Source organism: Photobacterium angustum, assembly GCF_002954615.1.
Taxonomy (GTDB): Bacteria; Pseudomonadota; Gammaproteobacteria; order Enterobacterales; family Vibrionaceae; genus Photobacterium; species Photobacterium angustum_A.
In genome coordinates this window covers 2,007,328-2,021,805 of sequence record NZ_MSCJ01000001.1, presented here as the reverse complement: position 1 = coordinate 2,021,805, position 14,478 = coordinate 2,007,328, and the positions used below count along the sequence as shown (strand labels likewise).

Genomic DNA, 14,478 nt, shown 5'->3' with positions numbered 1-14,478 from the left:
ACAATGTCAAATAATAATGATCAACAAATGGCAGATGATTGGGCTGCAGCATTAGCAGAGCAAGCGGATGATGTGCAACCAGCACCACTAGAAGAGCTGACTGATGAAACGGTACCGATCACCGATGATGAACGTCGTAAGCTTGATACTATTATGGATATTCCGGTTACCATTTCGATGGAAGTCGGACGTACGCAAATCAGTATTCGTAACCTATTACAATTAAACCAAGGTTCAGTGGTTGAGCTTGATCGTATTGCGGGTGAATCATTAGATGTGATGGTCAATGGAACCCTTATCGCACATGGTGAAGTGGTTGTGGTCAATGACAAGTTTGGTATTCGTTTGACTGATGTGATCAGCCAAACTGAGCGTATTAAAAAGTTACGTTAAGGCTGGTCATGAAAAGGATTGTAGGCCAGATAGTTACAGCATTATCGCTATTATTTTTCACGTTATCCTGTTTTGCACAAACAGCCGTTGTTGAGAAAACGATTGAAAAAGCGCCGCCACCATTAAGGCAAGCGCCTGACTTAAATATTGCAACCACTCTGGCTTCTTTACTGCTTGTGATTGCGATTATTGTTTTCTTAGCTTGGTTATTAAAACGTATGCGAGTGGCTGGGATCAGTGGTAATGACTCGGGTTTAAAAGTAATTACACAGCTGGCTGTCGGGCAACGAGAAAGAGTCGTGCTATTGCAAGTAGGTGAAGAGCAAATGTTGGTGGGTATTACTCAACATAATATTTCTTTGCTGAGTAAATTGGATAAGCCTTTAAACATGGACGAATCGCCAAGCAGAGATTTTGCTTCTCAGCTTAGCAAGCTAATGAAAAATAATGTTAAAAAATAAATTCACCCTTGTCACTTTGATAGTTTTTCTTGCTATCTCTGTGTTGTTATCGTCAATCAATATAGCGCATGCGGTTGAAGCGAATGTGGCTAATAGTACGACGGCGACAGCAATGAGTGCAGAAACGACATCAGGTCATTTACAAGCAGCCCGTAATGGTGGGGGAATACCGGCATTATCGGTGACAGTAAACCCTGATGGTAGTGAAGATTATTCCGTCACCCTGCAAATTTTAGCGTTAATGACCGCGTTAGGCTTTTTGCCAGCGATGGTTATTTTAATGACCTCTTTCACCCGTATCGTGGTGGTAATGTCGATCCTGCGTCAAGCCATGGGTTTACAGCAAACACCTTCTAACCAAGTGATCATCGGTATAGCGATGTTCTTAACGTTTTTTGTGATGTCTCCTGTGATTGATAAGATCAATGCAGATGCTGTTCAGCCTTATATTAATGAGCAAATAACGGCGAAAGAAGCGTTAGTAAAAGCTGAAGATCCGATGCGCCAATTTATGCTTAAACAAACCCGGGTAAAAGATTTAGAAACGTTTGTGAATATGTCTGGCTCAACAGCTGATGATCCGCAGACGGTGCCGCTAACGGTATTGATCCCTGCGTTTATTACTTCAGAGCTTAAAACGGCGTTTCAAATCGGCTTTATGCTGTTTTTACCATTTTTAATTATTGATTTGGTTGTTGCATCGATCTTAATGGCGATGGGTATGATGATGCTTTCACCTATGATTGTATCGTTACCGTTTAAGTTAATGTTGTTTGTTTTAGTTGATGGTTGGAACCTGATCTTATCCACACTGGCAGGTAGTTTTGGCACCTAATGTGAATAAACATCGGATAAAAAGGATGCTTTTATGACGCCAGAAGCTTTTGTTGAGATATTTCAAGAAGCGTTATACATGGTACTTATCATGGTATGCGCAATTGTTATTCCAGGACTGTTAATTGGTTTAGTTGTTGCGGTATTTCAAGCGGCAACCTCAATCAATGAACAAACATTGAGTTTCTTACCCCGTTTAGTGGTGACGTTACTCGCACTGATGTTTTTTGGTCATATGATGACGCAAATGCTGATGGATTATTTCTATCGCATTATTGATCAAATTCCACAGTTGCTTTATTAGCAAACGAGCAGCCGTCGATTATGCATTACACCGCAAATCTTTTACTTGATTGGATAGCGAATTATTTTTGGCCTTTTACACGTATCTCATCAATGATGATGGCGATGACGTTTTTTGGGGCACGTTTTGTATCGCCTAAAATTCGCTTATATTTAGCCTTAGCGATTACATTTGCGGTCTTGCCTGTTTTACCTAAAGTCCCACAAGATATTGAGTTACTTTCTTTAGCTGGATTTATTGTTACCACGCAACAATTAATCATTGGTGTAGCAATGGGATTAGTAACACAGTTTATTACTCAAATATTTGTCTTACTTGGGCAAATATTAGGTATGCAATCGAGCTTAGGTTTTGCTTCAATGGTTGATCCTGCGAATGGTCAAAATACGCCCGTATTGGGACAGTTTTATATGTTTTTGGCCATTTTATTGTTCTTAGCAACAGATGGGCATTTAGAGATGTTAAATGCTGTTGTTTTGAGCTTTAAAACCTTGCCGATAGGTGAGGCTATGCTGCAGCCAAAAGATTATTATCAGCTTGCAGGTTGGTTTGGGCATATGTTTAAAGCGGGCGTGAATATGGCGCTAGCGGGGGTGATTGCTCTGCTAACGGTGAACTTGTCGTTTGGCGTAATGACTCGAGCAGCACCACAGCTAAATATTTTCTCGTTAGGTTTCTCATTTGCGTTATTACTCGGTCTTGCTATTAGCTGGTTTATTGTACTCGGCATCGTGCCTCAATATGAAGCAATATGGCAAGTTGGCTTAGATCAAGTGTGTAGTTTGATCCGAATTGATTGTTAAGTTAAGACTGGGAGTAAATCAGTATGTCTGATTCTGATGGTCAAGAACGTACCGAAGACGCCACGCCCAGACGGCTTGAGCAGGCGCGAGAGAAAGGTCAAGTTCCGCGCTCAAGAGAATTAGCGTCTGTTGCGGTATTAGTGTCTGGTGCTGTTGGGTTAATGTGGTTTGGAGAAGGGCTAAGTAAAGCACTGAGTCATATTATGACGGCAATGTTTAGCTTAACACGCGACGATATATTCGATCTTGATCGTTTATTTGTCATTATTTTAGATGCGATTGTTTATATTCTCGCGCCTTTATTTTTAGTACTTATTTTTTTGTTTGTTGCCGCTTTTATTGGGGCTGCTGGTGTAGGTGGCGTTCGCTTTTCCACTCAAGCAGCTATGCCTAAATTATCAAAAATGAATCCGCTCAGTGGAATAAAGCGGATGTTTGGTATGCAAAGTTGGGTTGAATTAATTAAGTCTATTTTGAAAGTTGGGCTGGTGGGGAGTATTGCTTGCTACTTAATTTTTTCGAGTTTAGAAGACTTTTTTCAACTCAGTACTGAAGTTTTCCCTGCCAATTACTTTCATGCTATCGATATTTTACTAAACTTTGTCCTTTTAATTTGTTGCTCACTGCTTATTGTTGTTGCTATTGATGTGCCATTTCAAATTTGGAACTTTAATCAACAATTAAAAATGACCAAACAAGAAATTAAAGATGAATACAAAGATTCGGAAGGTAAGCCTGAAGTAAAAGGGCGTATTAGAATGCTGCAACGTGAAATGGCTCAGCGACGTATGATGGCAGATGTGCCGCAAGCTGACGTGGTAATTACTAACCCTGAGCACTTCTCTGTCGCACTTCGCTACGATCCTAAGTTAGACTCTGCGCCCGTTGTTATTGCGAAAGGGGGCGATCATTTAGCGCTTAAGATCAGGGAGATAGCCAATAAACACAATATTGATATTGTTCCAGCAGCGCCATTAGCTCGTGCTATTTATTATACGACTGAATTAGAACAGCAAATTCCAGATGGTTTATTTGTCGCCGTTGCTCAAATATTAGCCTATGTATTTCAGTTAAAAGAATATCGCAAAGGTAAAGGCAAAAAACCAACACTATCTAAAGCTGCAATGGATATACCTGAAGAATTACGCCATTAATTTTTAGATGAATTATTATTGGATTGATAATTAAGTATATTATGGCTAAAACTGTGTTGTATGTATATTAATCGTTAATTCCTTGGTGGAATTAATTGTATTAAGGCTCGTTATTTAATTAAATGTTTATATTAGACAGGAAGTCACAAATATAGCGTTTGTTTTTATCTTTCTGTTATGAATTTGGTAGTCTTTCTGGACTGTCAAAAAAATGACTTATATGTAAGGCATGATAATTGCTTTACCTTATTTTATGCATTCATGGTTCATCGTCTTTATTAAATAACGGACTATTTAATTATCTTCTTTTGTTTATAAAACGAACATTGATACCAATAATAAAAGAATAGATCACTAGACAGAATGAAGCTTTCAATTCCCTTTGCAGATAGATTGCCGTTAGCCAGTATCAAGTCTATGCCATCAATAGGTGCGCCTATAATGGTATTGGCAACGTTAGCGATGATCATTTTACCAATGCCACCGTTGCTATTGGATATGACGTTTACCTTTAATATCGCTCTTTCATTGGTGGTGTTATTGGTGACGGTGTATACCCGTCGTCCGCTTGATTTTGCTGCTTTTCCTACCGTACTACTTATTGCCACGCTATTACGTTTAGCACTAAACGTTGCATCGACTCGTGTTGTTTTATTGCACGGCCATGAAGGACCTGATGCGGCAGGACAAGTTATTGATGCATTTGGCTCGGTTGTTATTGGTGGCAACTATGCCGTGGGTTTAGTGGTCTTCCTTATTTTGATGATCATTAACTTTATGGTTGTAACCAAAGGTGCGGGTCGTATTTCAGAAGTTAGTGCTCGCTTTACCCTTGATGCCTTACCGGGTAAGCAAATGGCAATTGATGCCGACTTAAATGCAGGGCTTATCGATCAAGAGCAAGCGCGTACTCGTCGTTTTGAAGTAACAAAAGAAGCTGACTTCTATGGTTCTATGGATGGTGCCTCTAAGTTTGTTAAAGGTGATGCCATTGCTGGTATTTTGATCCTCTTTATCAATATCATTGGTGGTTTAATCATTGGTATGGGTCAGCATGGTCTGACATTTGGTCAAGCCTTAGAGATTTACAGTTTATTGACCATTGGTGATGGTCTTGTTGCTCAAATCCCATCGTTACTCTTATCCATCGGCGCTGCAATGATGGTAACTCGTCAAAATACTGACGAGGACATGGGGCAGCAAATGTATTTTCAGATGTTTAACAATCCTCAAGCGTTGATCATCACAGGTGTGATTTTATTTGTTATGGGTATTGTTCCAGGTATGCCTCATATTCCTTTCTTATTGCTTGCCGCCATTATTGGTGGTGCCGCTTATTGGCGAATAAAGAAAGAGAAAGCTGAAGCTCTTGTGGAAAAACAAGCGCCGCCGACAGAGTTAGCGCCGACTCAACCACTAAAAGAACTATCATGGGATGATGTACAGCCTGTTGATACCATTGGCTTAGAAGTGGGTTACCGTTTAATTTCAATGGTCGATAAAGATCAAGGTGGTGAGTTGTTAGAGCGCGTGAAAGGTGTTCGTAAAAAGTTATCGCAAGACTTTGGTTTCCTTATCCCGCCGGTTCATATTCGCGATAACTTAGAGCTCCCACCTAACAGTTACCGCATTAGTTTAATGGGCGTCGCCTGTGGTGAAGCAAATATTCATCCAAAAATGGATCTTGCAATTAATCCCGGCCAAGTCTTCGGCTCTATTGATGGTGAAATGACAACTGATCCTGCGTTTGGTCTTGAAGCGGTATGGGTACAAGACTCACAACGTGAACATGCGCAAGCATTAGGTTATACCGTTGTTGATTCAGCAACTGTATTGGCGACCCATTTAAGTCAATTACTGACAAATCATGCATCACAGTTACTGGGTCATGAAGAGGTGCAAAACCTATTAGAGATGTTAGGTCAAACGACACCTAAATTGGTTGATGGTTTTGTTCCTGATCAATTACCTCTTGGGGTTGTGGTGAAAGTGATGCAGAACTTATTAAATGAAGGTATTCCACTACGTGATATTCGAACCATTGTCCAAACTTTGTCGGAGTATTCAAGTAAGAGTCAAGATCCTGACATATTAACCGCTGCTGTTCGTATTGGTCTGAAACGATTAATTTGCCAAGAAATCAATGGAATAGAAGTTGAGCTACCAGTGATTACCTTAGTCCCTGAATTGGAACAAATATTGCATCAAACCATGCAATCTGCTGGTGGCGAATCTTCAGGTATTGAGCCTGGATTAGCGGAACGCTTACAACGTTCATTAACAGAAGCGACTCAGCAACAAGAATTGAAAGGTGAGCCTGCGGTATTGTTGACCTCAGGTGTGTTGCGTTCAACATTAGCTAAATTTGTTAAAAATACGATCCCAAGTTTACGGGTATTGTCATATCAGGAAGTGCCTGATGAAAAACAAATTCGAATTGTGAACGCGGTAGGTAATTAATGTTAGTGGTTGTAGATGCGGCCTAAGCCCTTTCTGAGATAGGACGATATTTTGAAAATTAAACGATTTTTTGCCAAGGATATGAGAACGGCACTTAGCGAAGTCAAAGAAGAGCTTGGGCCAGATGCCGTCATTATGTCGAATAAGAAAGTTTCAGGTGGTGTTGAGATTGTGGCAGCGGTGGATGTTGATACAACGCCTCCAGCAGCGCAAAGTACTCAGCATCGTTCTCGTGACGAAGTTTCTCAAGGGTTAAGTCAAGCAAGACGTAAACTTGCTGATGACAAGGTACAGTTGAACCAATCAACGGCGCAGAAATTTGCTAGCGTGTTACAAAACTATGCCTCAACCCAAGAGCAAAATGAGCAACCTAATGAGGTTGATTCTCTTAGTGCATTACTTGATCGCCAATCGAAATTGCGCGAGCAAGGGGATAGCCACAGCTTATATTCAGAAGCGAATGCATTTCGACATGAGCATAAGCCAGCATACAGTCCGCAAAATGAACGATCATCGCAACAAAAGGCAGGTGGCTACTCTCGTTATTCTGACCAACAGTATGCAGATGCTCCTTCATCACGTGATAATCGTTCATCATCAACGTCACCATTATTCCAACGTCGTCAGCCTGAAACGAATAAGCATGATTTAGATATCGGAGATTATCGTCGCCCATCATCAAAGCAATATGAACGCGATCTATCTGTTGGTCGCGGGTTATTTGATAGCCCTCAGCATGATCATGGTATGAATGGACGTGAACAGTCACCGCAAAAGCCACGATTAGATCCTTCTCGTTACGAGTCCAAAGCACAACCGAGTAAAGATGAACTGGATCAAGTGCGATCTGAAATGATCTCGATACGTCGCTTATTAGAACATCAGCTATCAGGCTTAATGTGGCAAGAAGTTGAACGCCGTGAACCAATGCGCGCCATGATGATTAAGCGCCTTGAAAAAATGGGACTATCGGAGCAATTAGCCGATCAATTAGCGTGTTATATCCCTGAAGATATTCAACCCAATGAAGCATGGCCTGCGTTACTTGACTTGTTATCAGATCAAATTATTACCACTGACGATTGTATTTTAGATACGGGCGGTGTAGTGGCTTTATTAGGCCCAACAGGTGTAGGTAAAACCACGACAATTGCAAAATTGGCTGCACGTGCGGCAATGGAGTTTGGTCCTGATCAAATTGCTCTAGTAACGACAGACACATATCGTATTGGTGCCCATGAGCAATTAGCGACTTATGGTCGAATTATGGGCTGTCCGGTAAGAGTTGCTAAAGATGCTGAAGAACTTGCCGATATCTTACATCAGTTGCGACATCGTCGATTGGTATTGCTTGATACCGCAGGGATGGGACAGCGTGATATTCGGTTATCTGAACAGCTAGACACATTAATGAAAAATAGCGGAGCACATATTCGTAGCTACTTAGTGATGCCAGCGACATCACAGCGTCGAGTGTTGCAGGAAACGATTGAACATTTTCGTCGTATTCCGCTTTCTGGTTGCGTATTAACAAAGCTTGATGAGTCATTAAGTTTAGGAGAGATCATCTGCGTGGCGATTCAAAATGCATTACCAATCGCTTATTTAGCGGATGGTCAGCGTGTACCAGAAGATATCAAAATAGCATCGGGGAACTACCTAGTGTCACGTGCTAATGAATTATTGGAGATAGAGATAAGCCAGCAATCACATTTCTGGTCTAGTGATAGTTCAGATAATAAGGCGGCAGATTATTATGATTGAGAGCAGAATGTACGATCAAGCAAGCGGTTTACGTCGAATGACTCAGTTAACCTCAACCAAAGTGATTACTGTAACCGGTGGTAAAGGTGGTGTCGGTAAAACCAATGTTACGCTAAATATGGCGATGTCGATGGCACGTCAAGGTAAGCGGGTCATGGTATTGGATGCTGATCTTGGCCTTGCGAACGTTGATGTGATGCTAGGACTTCGTGCTGGGCGTAACTTATCTCACGTTTTGGCGGGTATCTGTGAGCTGGAAGATATCATTATTGAAGGCCCATACGGGTTAAAGATTATTCCTGCTGCTTCGGGTACTCAAAATATGGCAGAGTTAACACCAGCGCAGCATGCTGGGTTAATTCGCGCTTTTGGTAATTTACAAGACGATCTTGATTTTCTATTGGTAGATACCGCTGCAGGTATTTCAGACATGGTGCTTAGTTTTGCTCGCGCTGCGCAAGATGTGCTGGTTGTTGTCTGTGATGAACCAACATCAATTACAGATGCTTATGCATTGATTAAAATCTTAAGTCGTGAGTATGATGTTCAACGCTTTAAAATTGTTGCCAATATGGTGCGTAGTTATCGTGAAGGACGCGATCTGTTTACCAAATTGACGCGTGTTACTGAACGATTCTTAGATGCTAATTTAGAGCTCGTGGCATGTATTCCGCTTGATGATAATGTTCGACAAGCCGTTAAACGTCAGAAGATAGTGGTAGAAGCTTTTCCTCGTAGCCCTGCTGCATTGGCGTTGAATTCATTATCAACCAAAGCGATGACGTGGCCTATCCCGCATAACCCAGGTGGACATCTGGAGTTTTTTGTTGAGCGTTTATTAATAAAACGTTCTCAGGCCATGGAGGTGCCATACAGTGAATAAAGCGATGGCTTATGGTCAATATCAGCAGAGTCCACAAGCATTTATCGAACGTTACTCATCGTTAGTTAAACGCATTGCTCATCACTTAATGGTTCGTTTACCGCCGAGTGTTTTAGTGGAAGATTTAATTCAAGCAGGCATGATAGGTTTACTTGAAGCACAACAAAATTATGATCCCACGAAAGGGGCAAGCTTTGAAACGTTTGCCGGAATTCGTATTCGTGGTGCAATGCTTGATGATATTCGTCGTGGTGATTGGGTTCCTCGCTCGGTATACAAAAATAGCCGAAAGATAAGTGAAGCGATATCTCACCTTGAAAATGAATTAGGACGCGATCCTAATGACCAAGAAATTGCGCAATATCTCGATATGCCGTTAGAACAGTACCATCAAGCATTAAATGATGTTAATTGTGGACGCTTAGTCGGTATTAGTGATCTTGGGGTGGCAGAAGATACCGTTGCTAATGAAGAAAGTATTGGTGAAAACACCCCCTTTCAAGGTGTTGTTGATGATAACTTTCGTGCGTCATTGGCTGAAGCGATAAAAACCCTCCCTGAACGAGAGGCGTTAGTGTTATCACTTTATTACGACGAAGAGCTTAATTTAAAAGAAATTGGTGCGGTAATCGGTGTGAGTGAATCACGAATTTGTCAGATACACAGCCAAGCAATGCAGCGATTACGTGCAAAATTAACAGCATGGACTGCTTAATAATTATTTATTTTTAGAACTAGAAGAACACTGGCTCTCAGTGGAGGCAAACTTGAATAAAAACATGAAAATTCTCATTGTTGATGACTTCTCAACAATGCGCCGTATTGTTAAAAACCTGCTTCGTGATTTAGGTTTTAACAACACCTTAGAAGCAGATGATGGATTAACCGCTTTACCTATGCTTAAAAAGGGTGATTTCGACTTCGTTGTGACGGATTGGAACATGCCTGGAATGCAAGGTATTGATTTGCTTCGTCATATTCGTTCTGATGATCAATTGAAGCATTTGCCTGTATTGATGATTACTGCTGAAGCAAAGCGTGAGCAGATCATTGAAGCCGCACAAGCAGGTGTTAATGGTTATATTGTTAAACCATTTACCGCAGCAACGTTGAAAGAAAAATTGGATAAAATTTTCGAACGTTTGCAGTAACGATCGCTAACAATAACCATCAGTAGTGCATAAGGACGATAAAGAAGCATGATTTCACTTGAACAGGCAAAACAGCTTGTCAGCTTGCTAGAAAACGGACAACAAGCTGAAGCCAATTCGCTTGTACAAACATTAGTTGCCGATAGCCATGAACCAATGTTTGCAGAGGTGGGTAAAATTACTCGCCAGTTGCATGATTCTTTACTTAATTTTCGCCTTGACCCTCGGGTTAACGATTTAGCGAAAACTGATATTCCTGATGCTCGTGAACGATTGCTTTATGTTATCGATAAAACGGAGCAAGCCGCCAATAAAACGATGGACGCAGTTGAAAGCACATTACCAATTGCTGACAAACTGCATAACACGTTATTGCAAGTACATCCTCAGTGGCAGCGTTTAATGGCAGGTAAGATTGGTCTTACTGAATTTAAAACATTGTGCCACGATATTGATTTATTGCTTGTTCAAATTGAAGGCGATAGCAGTACACTGCGTACCCACCTTACCGATATCCTTATGGCTCAGGACTACCAAGATCTCACTGGACAAATCATTCGACGAGTCATTGAGTTAGTTCATGAAGTTGAAGATAGGTTAGTTGAAATTCTTAAAGCTTTTGGCATGGAACAAGACGCGAATACTGTGATTGATGATAAGAAAGATGCCTTAAAGCCTGAAGGGCCAATCATTAATCCAGAGCAACGTAATGATGTTGTTGAATCACAAGATGATGTTGATGATTTACTTTCGAGTCTTGGATTTTAGGGGAAATTTATGAGCTTTGATTTAGACGAAGATATCCTGCAGGACTTTTTAATAGAAGCAGGCGAAATTCTTGAATTGCTTTCTGAACAATTGGTAGAGCTTGAACGAAGCCCCGATGATTCTGAGTTATTGAATGCTATTTTCCGTGGTTTCCATACGGTAAAAGGTGGAGCAGGATTTCTTTCTTTAACCGAACTAGTTGATGCTTGTCACGGTGCGGAAAACGTTTTTGACTTGCTGCGAACAGGCAAGCGTAGCGTAACATCTGAATTGATGGATGTGATTTTAGAAGCACTTGACTGTATCAATGTGATGTTTGAGCAAGTGAAAGAGCATCAGCCTCTTGATCGTGCAGAGCAACGTTTATTAGATGCCTTACATTATTACAGCCAGCCAGCAACAGCAGATGAACTCGCTCCTATTTCTAAGCCCGTTGAAGCCCCATCGGTTGATAATATTACGGAGGTGATGCCTGAACCTGTGATCACGTCAAACAATGATAATGTTACCACTGGCGACAGTGTTGACGACATGACTCAAGATGAGTTTGATCGTTTACTTGATGAACTTCATGGTACAGGGCAAAGCCCATCCAAGCCAACGACACCAGAACCAACTGCGCAAAATAATGTAGAAGCACAATTAAATTTTGATAGCGGTGATATTACTGATGATGAATTCGAACGTTTGTTAGACGAATTACACGGTTCTGGTAAAGGGCCGGGGAATAGTGATACGTCCTCTGCTGGTGTTTCAACACCATCATCGTCAACAGCATCGCCAGTAACACCATCATCTTCTACCGTACCAGAAGATACAGGTGCTGGTGATAGTGATGATTTGATGACAGATGATGAATTTGAACGTCTGCTTGATGAATTACATGGTGCAGGTAAAAGCCCGTCTCTGGAAGAACAAGCGTCTGCTGCTCAATCTACAGCGAATGATTTAACCGAGGTTGAAACTACTGTTCCTTCGGCTCAATCAACGGCGATGGTCACTCCGCCAGCTTCTGCGACACATCAACTGCCAGCAGAGCGTTCAGCTAAACCTGTTGCGGTCAAAGAGAAGTCAAAACCACAAGCTGATGCGACAGTTCGTGTTGATACTTCAACGCTTGATACCATTATGAATATGGTCGGTGAATTGGTTTTAGTACGAAATCGTTTAGTTAGTCTTGGTTTAAACACCAATGATGAAGAAATGTCGAAAGCGGTCTCAAATCTTGATGTTGTAACAGCAGATCTTCAAGGCGCTGTGATGAAAACTCGCATGCAGCCAATCAAGAAAGTATTTGGTCGTTTTCCTCGTGTTGTACGTGATTTAGCGCGTAGCTTAAAGAAAGATATCGTACTGGAAATGCGCGGTGAGGAAACAGATTTAGATAAAAACTTAGTGGAAGCTCTTGCTGATCCACTAGTCCACTTAGTACGAAACTCTGTAGATCATGGCATTGAAATGCCGGATGTTCGTGAGCAGGTAGGTAAGCCTCGTACGGGAACAGTACTATTGTCAGCATCACAAGAAGGCGATCATATTTTACTTACCATCGAAGATGATGGTGGTGGTATGGATGCAGAAAAGCTCCGCAGTATTGCCGTTGAACGCGGTGTAATGGATGCTGATGCTGCTTCTCGTATCACTGACAATGAAGCGTATAATCTCATTTTTGCGCCTGGTTTCTCGACCAAAAAAGAAATCTCTGATATTTCTGGTCGTGGTGTGGGAATGGATGTTGTAAAAACAGGAATTAATCAGCTTAATGGTTCAATTCATATTGATTCAGTGCTAGGCAAAGGCACTCGAATTGACATTAAAGTACCGTTAACGTTAGCTATTTTACCTACATTAATGGTAGGCGTCGGTGAACAACCATTTGCATTGCCATTGGCAAGTGTCAATGAAATATTCCACCTTGATTTGAATAAAACCAATACTGTTGATGGTCAGTTAACAATTATTGTTCGTGATAAAGCGATACCTCTGTTTTATCTACAAGATTGGTTGTCAAATATGACAGTCGGTACGAATAAAGATCGTGGGCATGGTCATGTCGTTATTGTTCAAATTGGCCATCAGCGAATTGGTTTTGTGGTTGATACCTTAATCGGTCAAGAAGAAGTCGTGATAAAACCACTAGATAGCTTACTTCAAGGTACGCCAGGAATGGCTGGCGCAACAATTACCAGTGATGGTCATATTGCATTAATTCTTGATGTGCCAAGCTTATTAAAACACTACGCTGGTCATTAATTAGCACGACAAATAATAATAAAAGAGGGGGGCGATGACCCCCTTTGTTTAAGCGTTTCAACGGGATGAAAGTAACATGGCAGTTAAAGTATTAGTAGTTGATGACTCAAGTTTTTTCCGTCGAAGAGTAAGTGAAATAATTAATGCTGATAGTCGGTTGGAAGTTGTTGGCAATGCCGTTAATGGCAAAGAAGCGGTAGAGTTAACCCAAAAACTGCAACCTGACGTGATCACAATGGACATCGAAATGCCCGTGATGGATGGTATTACAGCCGTTCGCGAAATCATGAAAGTTTCACCAACTCCGATCTTAATGTTCTCTTCGTTAACTCATGATGGTGCAAAGGCGACACTTGATGCCCTTGATGCCGGTGCGTTAGATTTCTTGCCAAAGAAATTTGAAGATATTGCGCGTAATCGTGATGAAGCCGTTGAACTGCTTCAAAAACGTGTTGCAGAGCTTGCACGTAAACGTATTTTTATGCGCCGAAGTGCGACTACGCGTTCAACATCTATTCCATCATCGCCATTAACAAGCACTCATACATCGACGACGAAACCAACGCTAACGTCACGCTTGCAGGCTGAACCTTCATCTGTTTCATCTTCAAGAAGTGCCCGTGCATCTGTTGTCAAACCTGCATTACGTTTTAAAGCGTCAGGAAAAAAGTACCAGATTGTTGCAATTGGTACATCGACTGGTGGCCCAGTCGCATTACAAAAAATATTGACTCAACTACCCGCTAACTTTCCATATCCGATAGTGCTTATTCAGCATATGCCTGCGACATTTACCGCAGCTTTTGCGGCACGATTAGATCAGCTGTGCAAAATTGGAGTTAAAGAAGCGGAAAATGGGGATATGTTGAAACCCGGTATGGCGTATCTCGCTCCAGGCGGTAAACAAATGATGCTTGATGGTCGACCTGGCGCATCAAGGTTACGTATTATTGATAGCGGTGAGCGCATGAATTATAAACCATGCGTTGATGTAACATTTGGTTCTGCGGCTAAAGTCTATCAAGATAAAGTCCTATCAATGGTATTAACCGGAATGGGCGCTGATGGTCGAGATGGTGCAAGAATGCTAAAAAATAGTGGTTCAACTATTTGGGCGCAAGATGAAGACAGTTGTGTGGTATACGGTATGCCTCAAGCTGTTGCTAAAGCGGGCATATCAAGCCATGACTTACCTCTAGATCGTATTGCTGAATGTATGTTAATCGAATTAGGTTTACAGTGAGGATCAA

14 protein-coding genes are annotated in these 14,478 nt (G+C 41.4%); all 14 read left to right on the top strand.

Annotated elements, in window-relative coordinates:
- The first annotated feature begins 3 nt into the window (after positions 1-3).
- Entirely contained in the window at positions 4-393 is a 390-nt protein-coding gene (fliN, locus tag BTO08_RS08775; RefSeq protein ID WP_006646786.1) for a flagellar motor switch protein FliN, read from the top strand.
- Between the two features lie 8 nt (positions 394-401).
- The gene (gene fliO, locus BTO08_RS08770) at positions 402-854 is read left to right on the top strand and encodes a flagellar biosynthetic protein FliO (protein WP_080890325.1); all 453 of its coding nucleotides are present in this window, start codon (positions 402-404) and stop codon (positions 852-854) included.
- Positions 841-1,689: a flagellar type III secretion system pore protein FliP gene (gene fliP / locus BTO08_RS08765; protein WP_105060703.1), complete on the top strand. Its 849-nt coding sequence runs from the start codon at positions 841-843 to the stop codon at positions 1,687-1,689. The genes fliO and fliP overlap by 14 nt, the downstream gene beginning before the upstream one ends.
- A 33-nt stretch (positions 1,690-1,722) precedes the next feature.
- Positions 1,723-1,992: a flagellar biosynthesis protein FliQ gene (fliQ, locus tag BTO08_RS08760; protein WP_005370314.1), complete on the top strand. Its 270-nt coding sequence runs from the start codon at positions 1,723-1,725 to the stop codon at positions 1,990-1,992.
- 20 nt (positions 1,993-2,012) lie between these two features.
- Positions 2,013-2,795, top strand: a complete 783-nt coding sequence (fliR, locus tag BTO08_RS08755) for a flagellar biosynthetic protein FliR (protein ID WP_005370316.1) — start codon at positions 2,013-2,015, stop codon at positions 2,793-2,795.
- A gap of 23 nt (positions 2,796-2,818) precedes the next feature.
- Entirely contained in the window at positions 2,819-3,949 is a 1,131-nt protein-coding gene (gene flhB, locus BTO08_RS08750) for a flagellar biosynthesis protein FlhB (protein ID WP_105060702.1), read from the top strand.
- Between the two features lie 363 nt (positions 3,950-4,312).
- Positions 4,313-6,409, top strand: a complete 2,097-nt coding sequence (gene flhA / locus BTO08_RS08745; RefSeq protein WP_039872604.1) for a flagellar biosynthesis protein FlhA — start codon at positions 4,313-4,315, stop codon at positions 6,407-6,409.
- Between the two features lie 51 nt (positions 6,410-6,460).
- A complete protein-coding gene (gene flhF, locus BTO08_RS08740) occupies positions 6,461-8,173 on the top strand; it encodes a flagellar biosynthesis protein FlhF (protein ID WP_105060701.1) in 1,713 nt (570 codons plus the stop codon).
- Positions 8,166-9,056 (top strand): MinD/ParA family protein, encoded by an 891-nt coding sequence (locus BTO08_RS08735; protein WP_005370324.1) that lies wholly within the window; start codon positions 8,166-8,168, stop codon positions 9,054-9,056. Before flhF ends, BTO08_RS08735 begins: the two co-directional genes overlap by 8 nt.
- Positions 9,049-9,771, top strand: coding sequence for an RNA polymerase sigma factor FliA (locus tag BTO08_RS08730; RefSeq protein ID WP_045082753.1), 723 nt, complete (start codon positions 9,049-9,051; stop codon positions 9,769-9,771). Before BTO08_RS08735 ends, BTO08_RS08730 begins: the two co-directional genes overlap by 8 nt.
- Positions 9,772-9,835: 64 nt before the next feature.
- Entirely contained in the window at positions 9,836-10,207 is a 372-nt protein-coding gene (gene cheY / locus BTO08_RS08725) for a chemotaxis response regulator CheY (RefSeq protein WP_005370326.1), read from the top strand.
- A 48-nt stretch (positions 10,208-10,255) separates the two neighbouring features.
- Positions 10,256-10,975, top strand: a complete 720-nt coding sequence (locus BTO08_RS08720) for a protein phosphatase CheZ (RefSeq protein ID WP_005370327.1) — start codon at positions 10,256-10,258, stop codon at positions 10,973-10,975.
- Positions 10,976-10,984: 9 nt separating this feature from the next.
- Positions 10,985-13,228 (top strand): chemotaxis protein CheA, encoded by a 2,244-nt coding sequence (locus BTO08_RS08715; protein WP_105060700.1) that lies wholly within the window; start codon positions 10,985-10,987, stop codon positions 13,226-13,228.
- 76 nt (positions 13,229-13,304) lie between these two features.
- The gene (locus BTO08_RS08710; protein WP_105060699.1) at positions 13,305-14,471 is read left to right on the top strand and encodes a protein-glutamate methylesterase/protein-glutamine glutaminase; all 1,167 of its coding nucleotides are present in this window, start codon (positions 13,305-13,307) and stop codon (positions 14,469-14,471) included.
- The last annotated feature ends 7 nt before the right edge of the window (positions 14,472-14,478 follow it).

Excerpts from the sequence above, each read along its gene's own strand:
- fliN (WP_006646786.1), top strand. The coding sequence starts at position 4 with ATGTCAAATAATAATGATCAACAAATGGCAGATGATTGGGCTGCAGCA.
- fliO (WP_080890325.1), top strand. The coding sequence starts at position 402 with ATGAAAAGGATTGTAGGCCAGATAGTTACAGCATTATCGCTATTATTT.
- fliP (WP_105060703.1), top strand. The coding sequence starts at position 841 with ATGTTAAAAAATAAATTCACCCTTGTCACTTTGATAGTTTTTCTTGCT.
- fliQ (WP_005370314.1), top strand. The coding sequence starts at position 1,723 with ATGACGCCAGAAGCTTTTGTTGAGATATTTCAAGAAGCGTTATACATG.
- fliR (WP_005370316.1), top strand. The coding sequence starts at position 2,013 with ATGCATTACACCGCAAATCTTTTACTTGATTGGATAGCGAATTATTTT.
- flhB (WP_105060702.1), top strand. The coding sequence starts at position 2,819 with ATGTCTGATTCTGATGGTCAAGAACGTACCGAAGACGCCACGCCCAGA.
- flhA (WP_039872604.1), top strand. The coding sequence starts at position 4,313 with ATGAAGCTTTCAATTCCCTTTGCAGATAGATTGCCGTTAGCCAGTATC.
- BTO08_RS08735 (WP_005370324.1), top strand. The coding sequence starts at position 8,166 with ATGATTGAGAGCAGAATGTACGATCAAGCAAGCGGTTTACGTCGAATG.
- cheY (WP_005370326.1), top strand. The coding sequence starts at position 9,836 with ATGAAAATTCTCATTGTTGATGACTTCTCAACAATGCGCCGTATTGTT.
- BTO08_RS08720 (WP_005370327.1), top strand. The coding sequence starts at position 10,256 with ATGATTTCACTTGAACAGGCAAAACAGCTTGTCAGCTTGCTAGAAAAC.
- BTO08_RS08715 (WP_105060700.1), top strand. The coding sequence starts at position 10,985 with ATGAGCTTTGATTTAGACGAAGATATCCTGCAGGACTTTTTAATAGAA.
- BTO08_RS08710 (WP_105060699.1), top strand. The coding sequence starts at position 13,305 with ATGGCAGTTAAAGTATTAGTAGTTGATGACTCAAGTTTTTTCCGTCGA.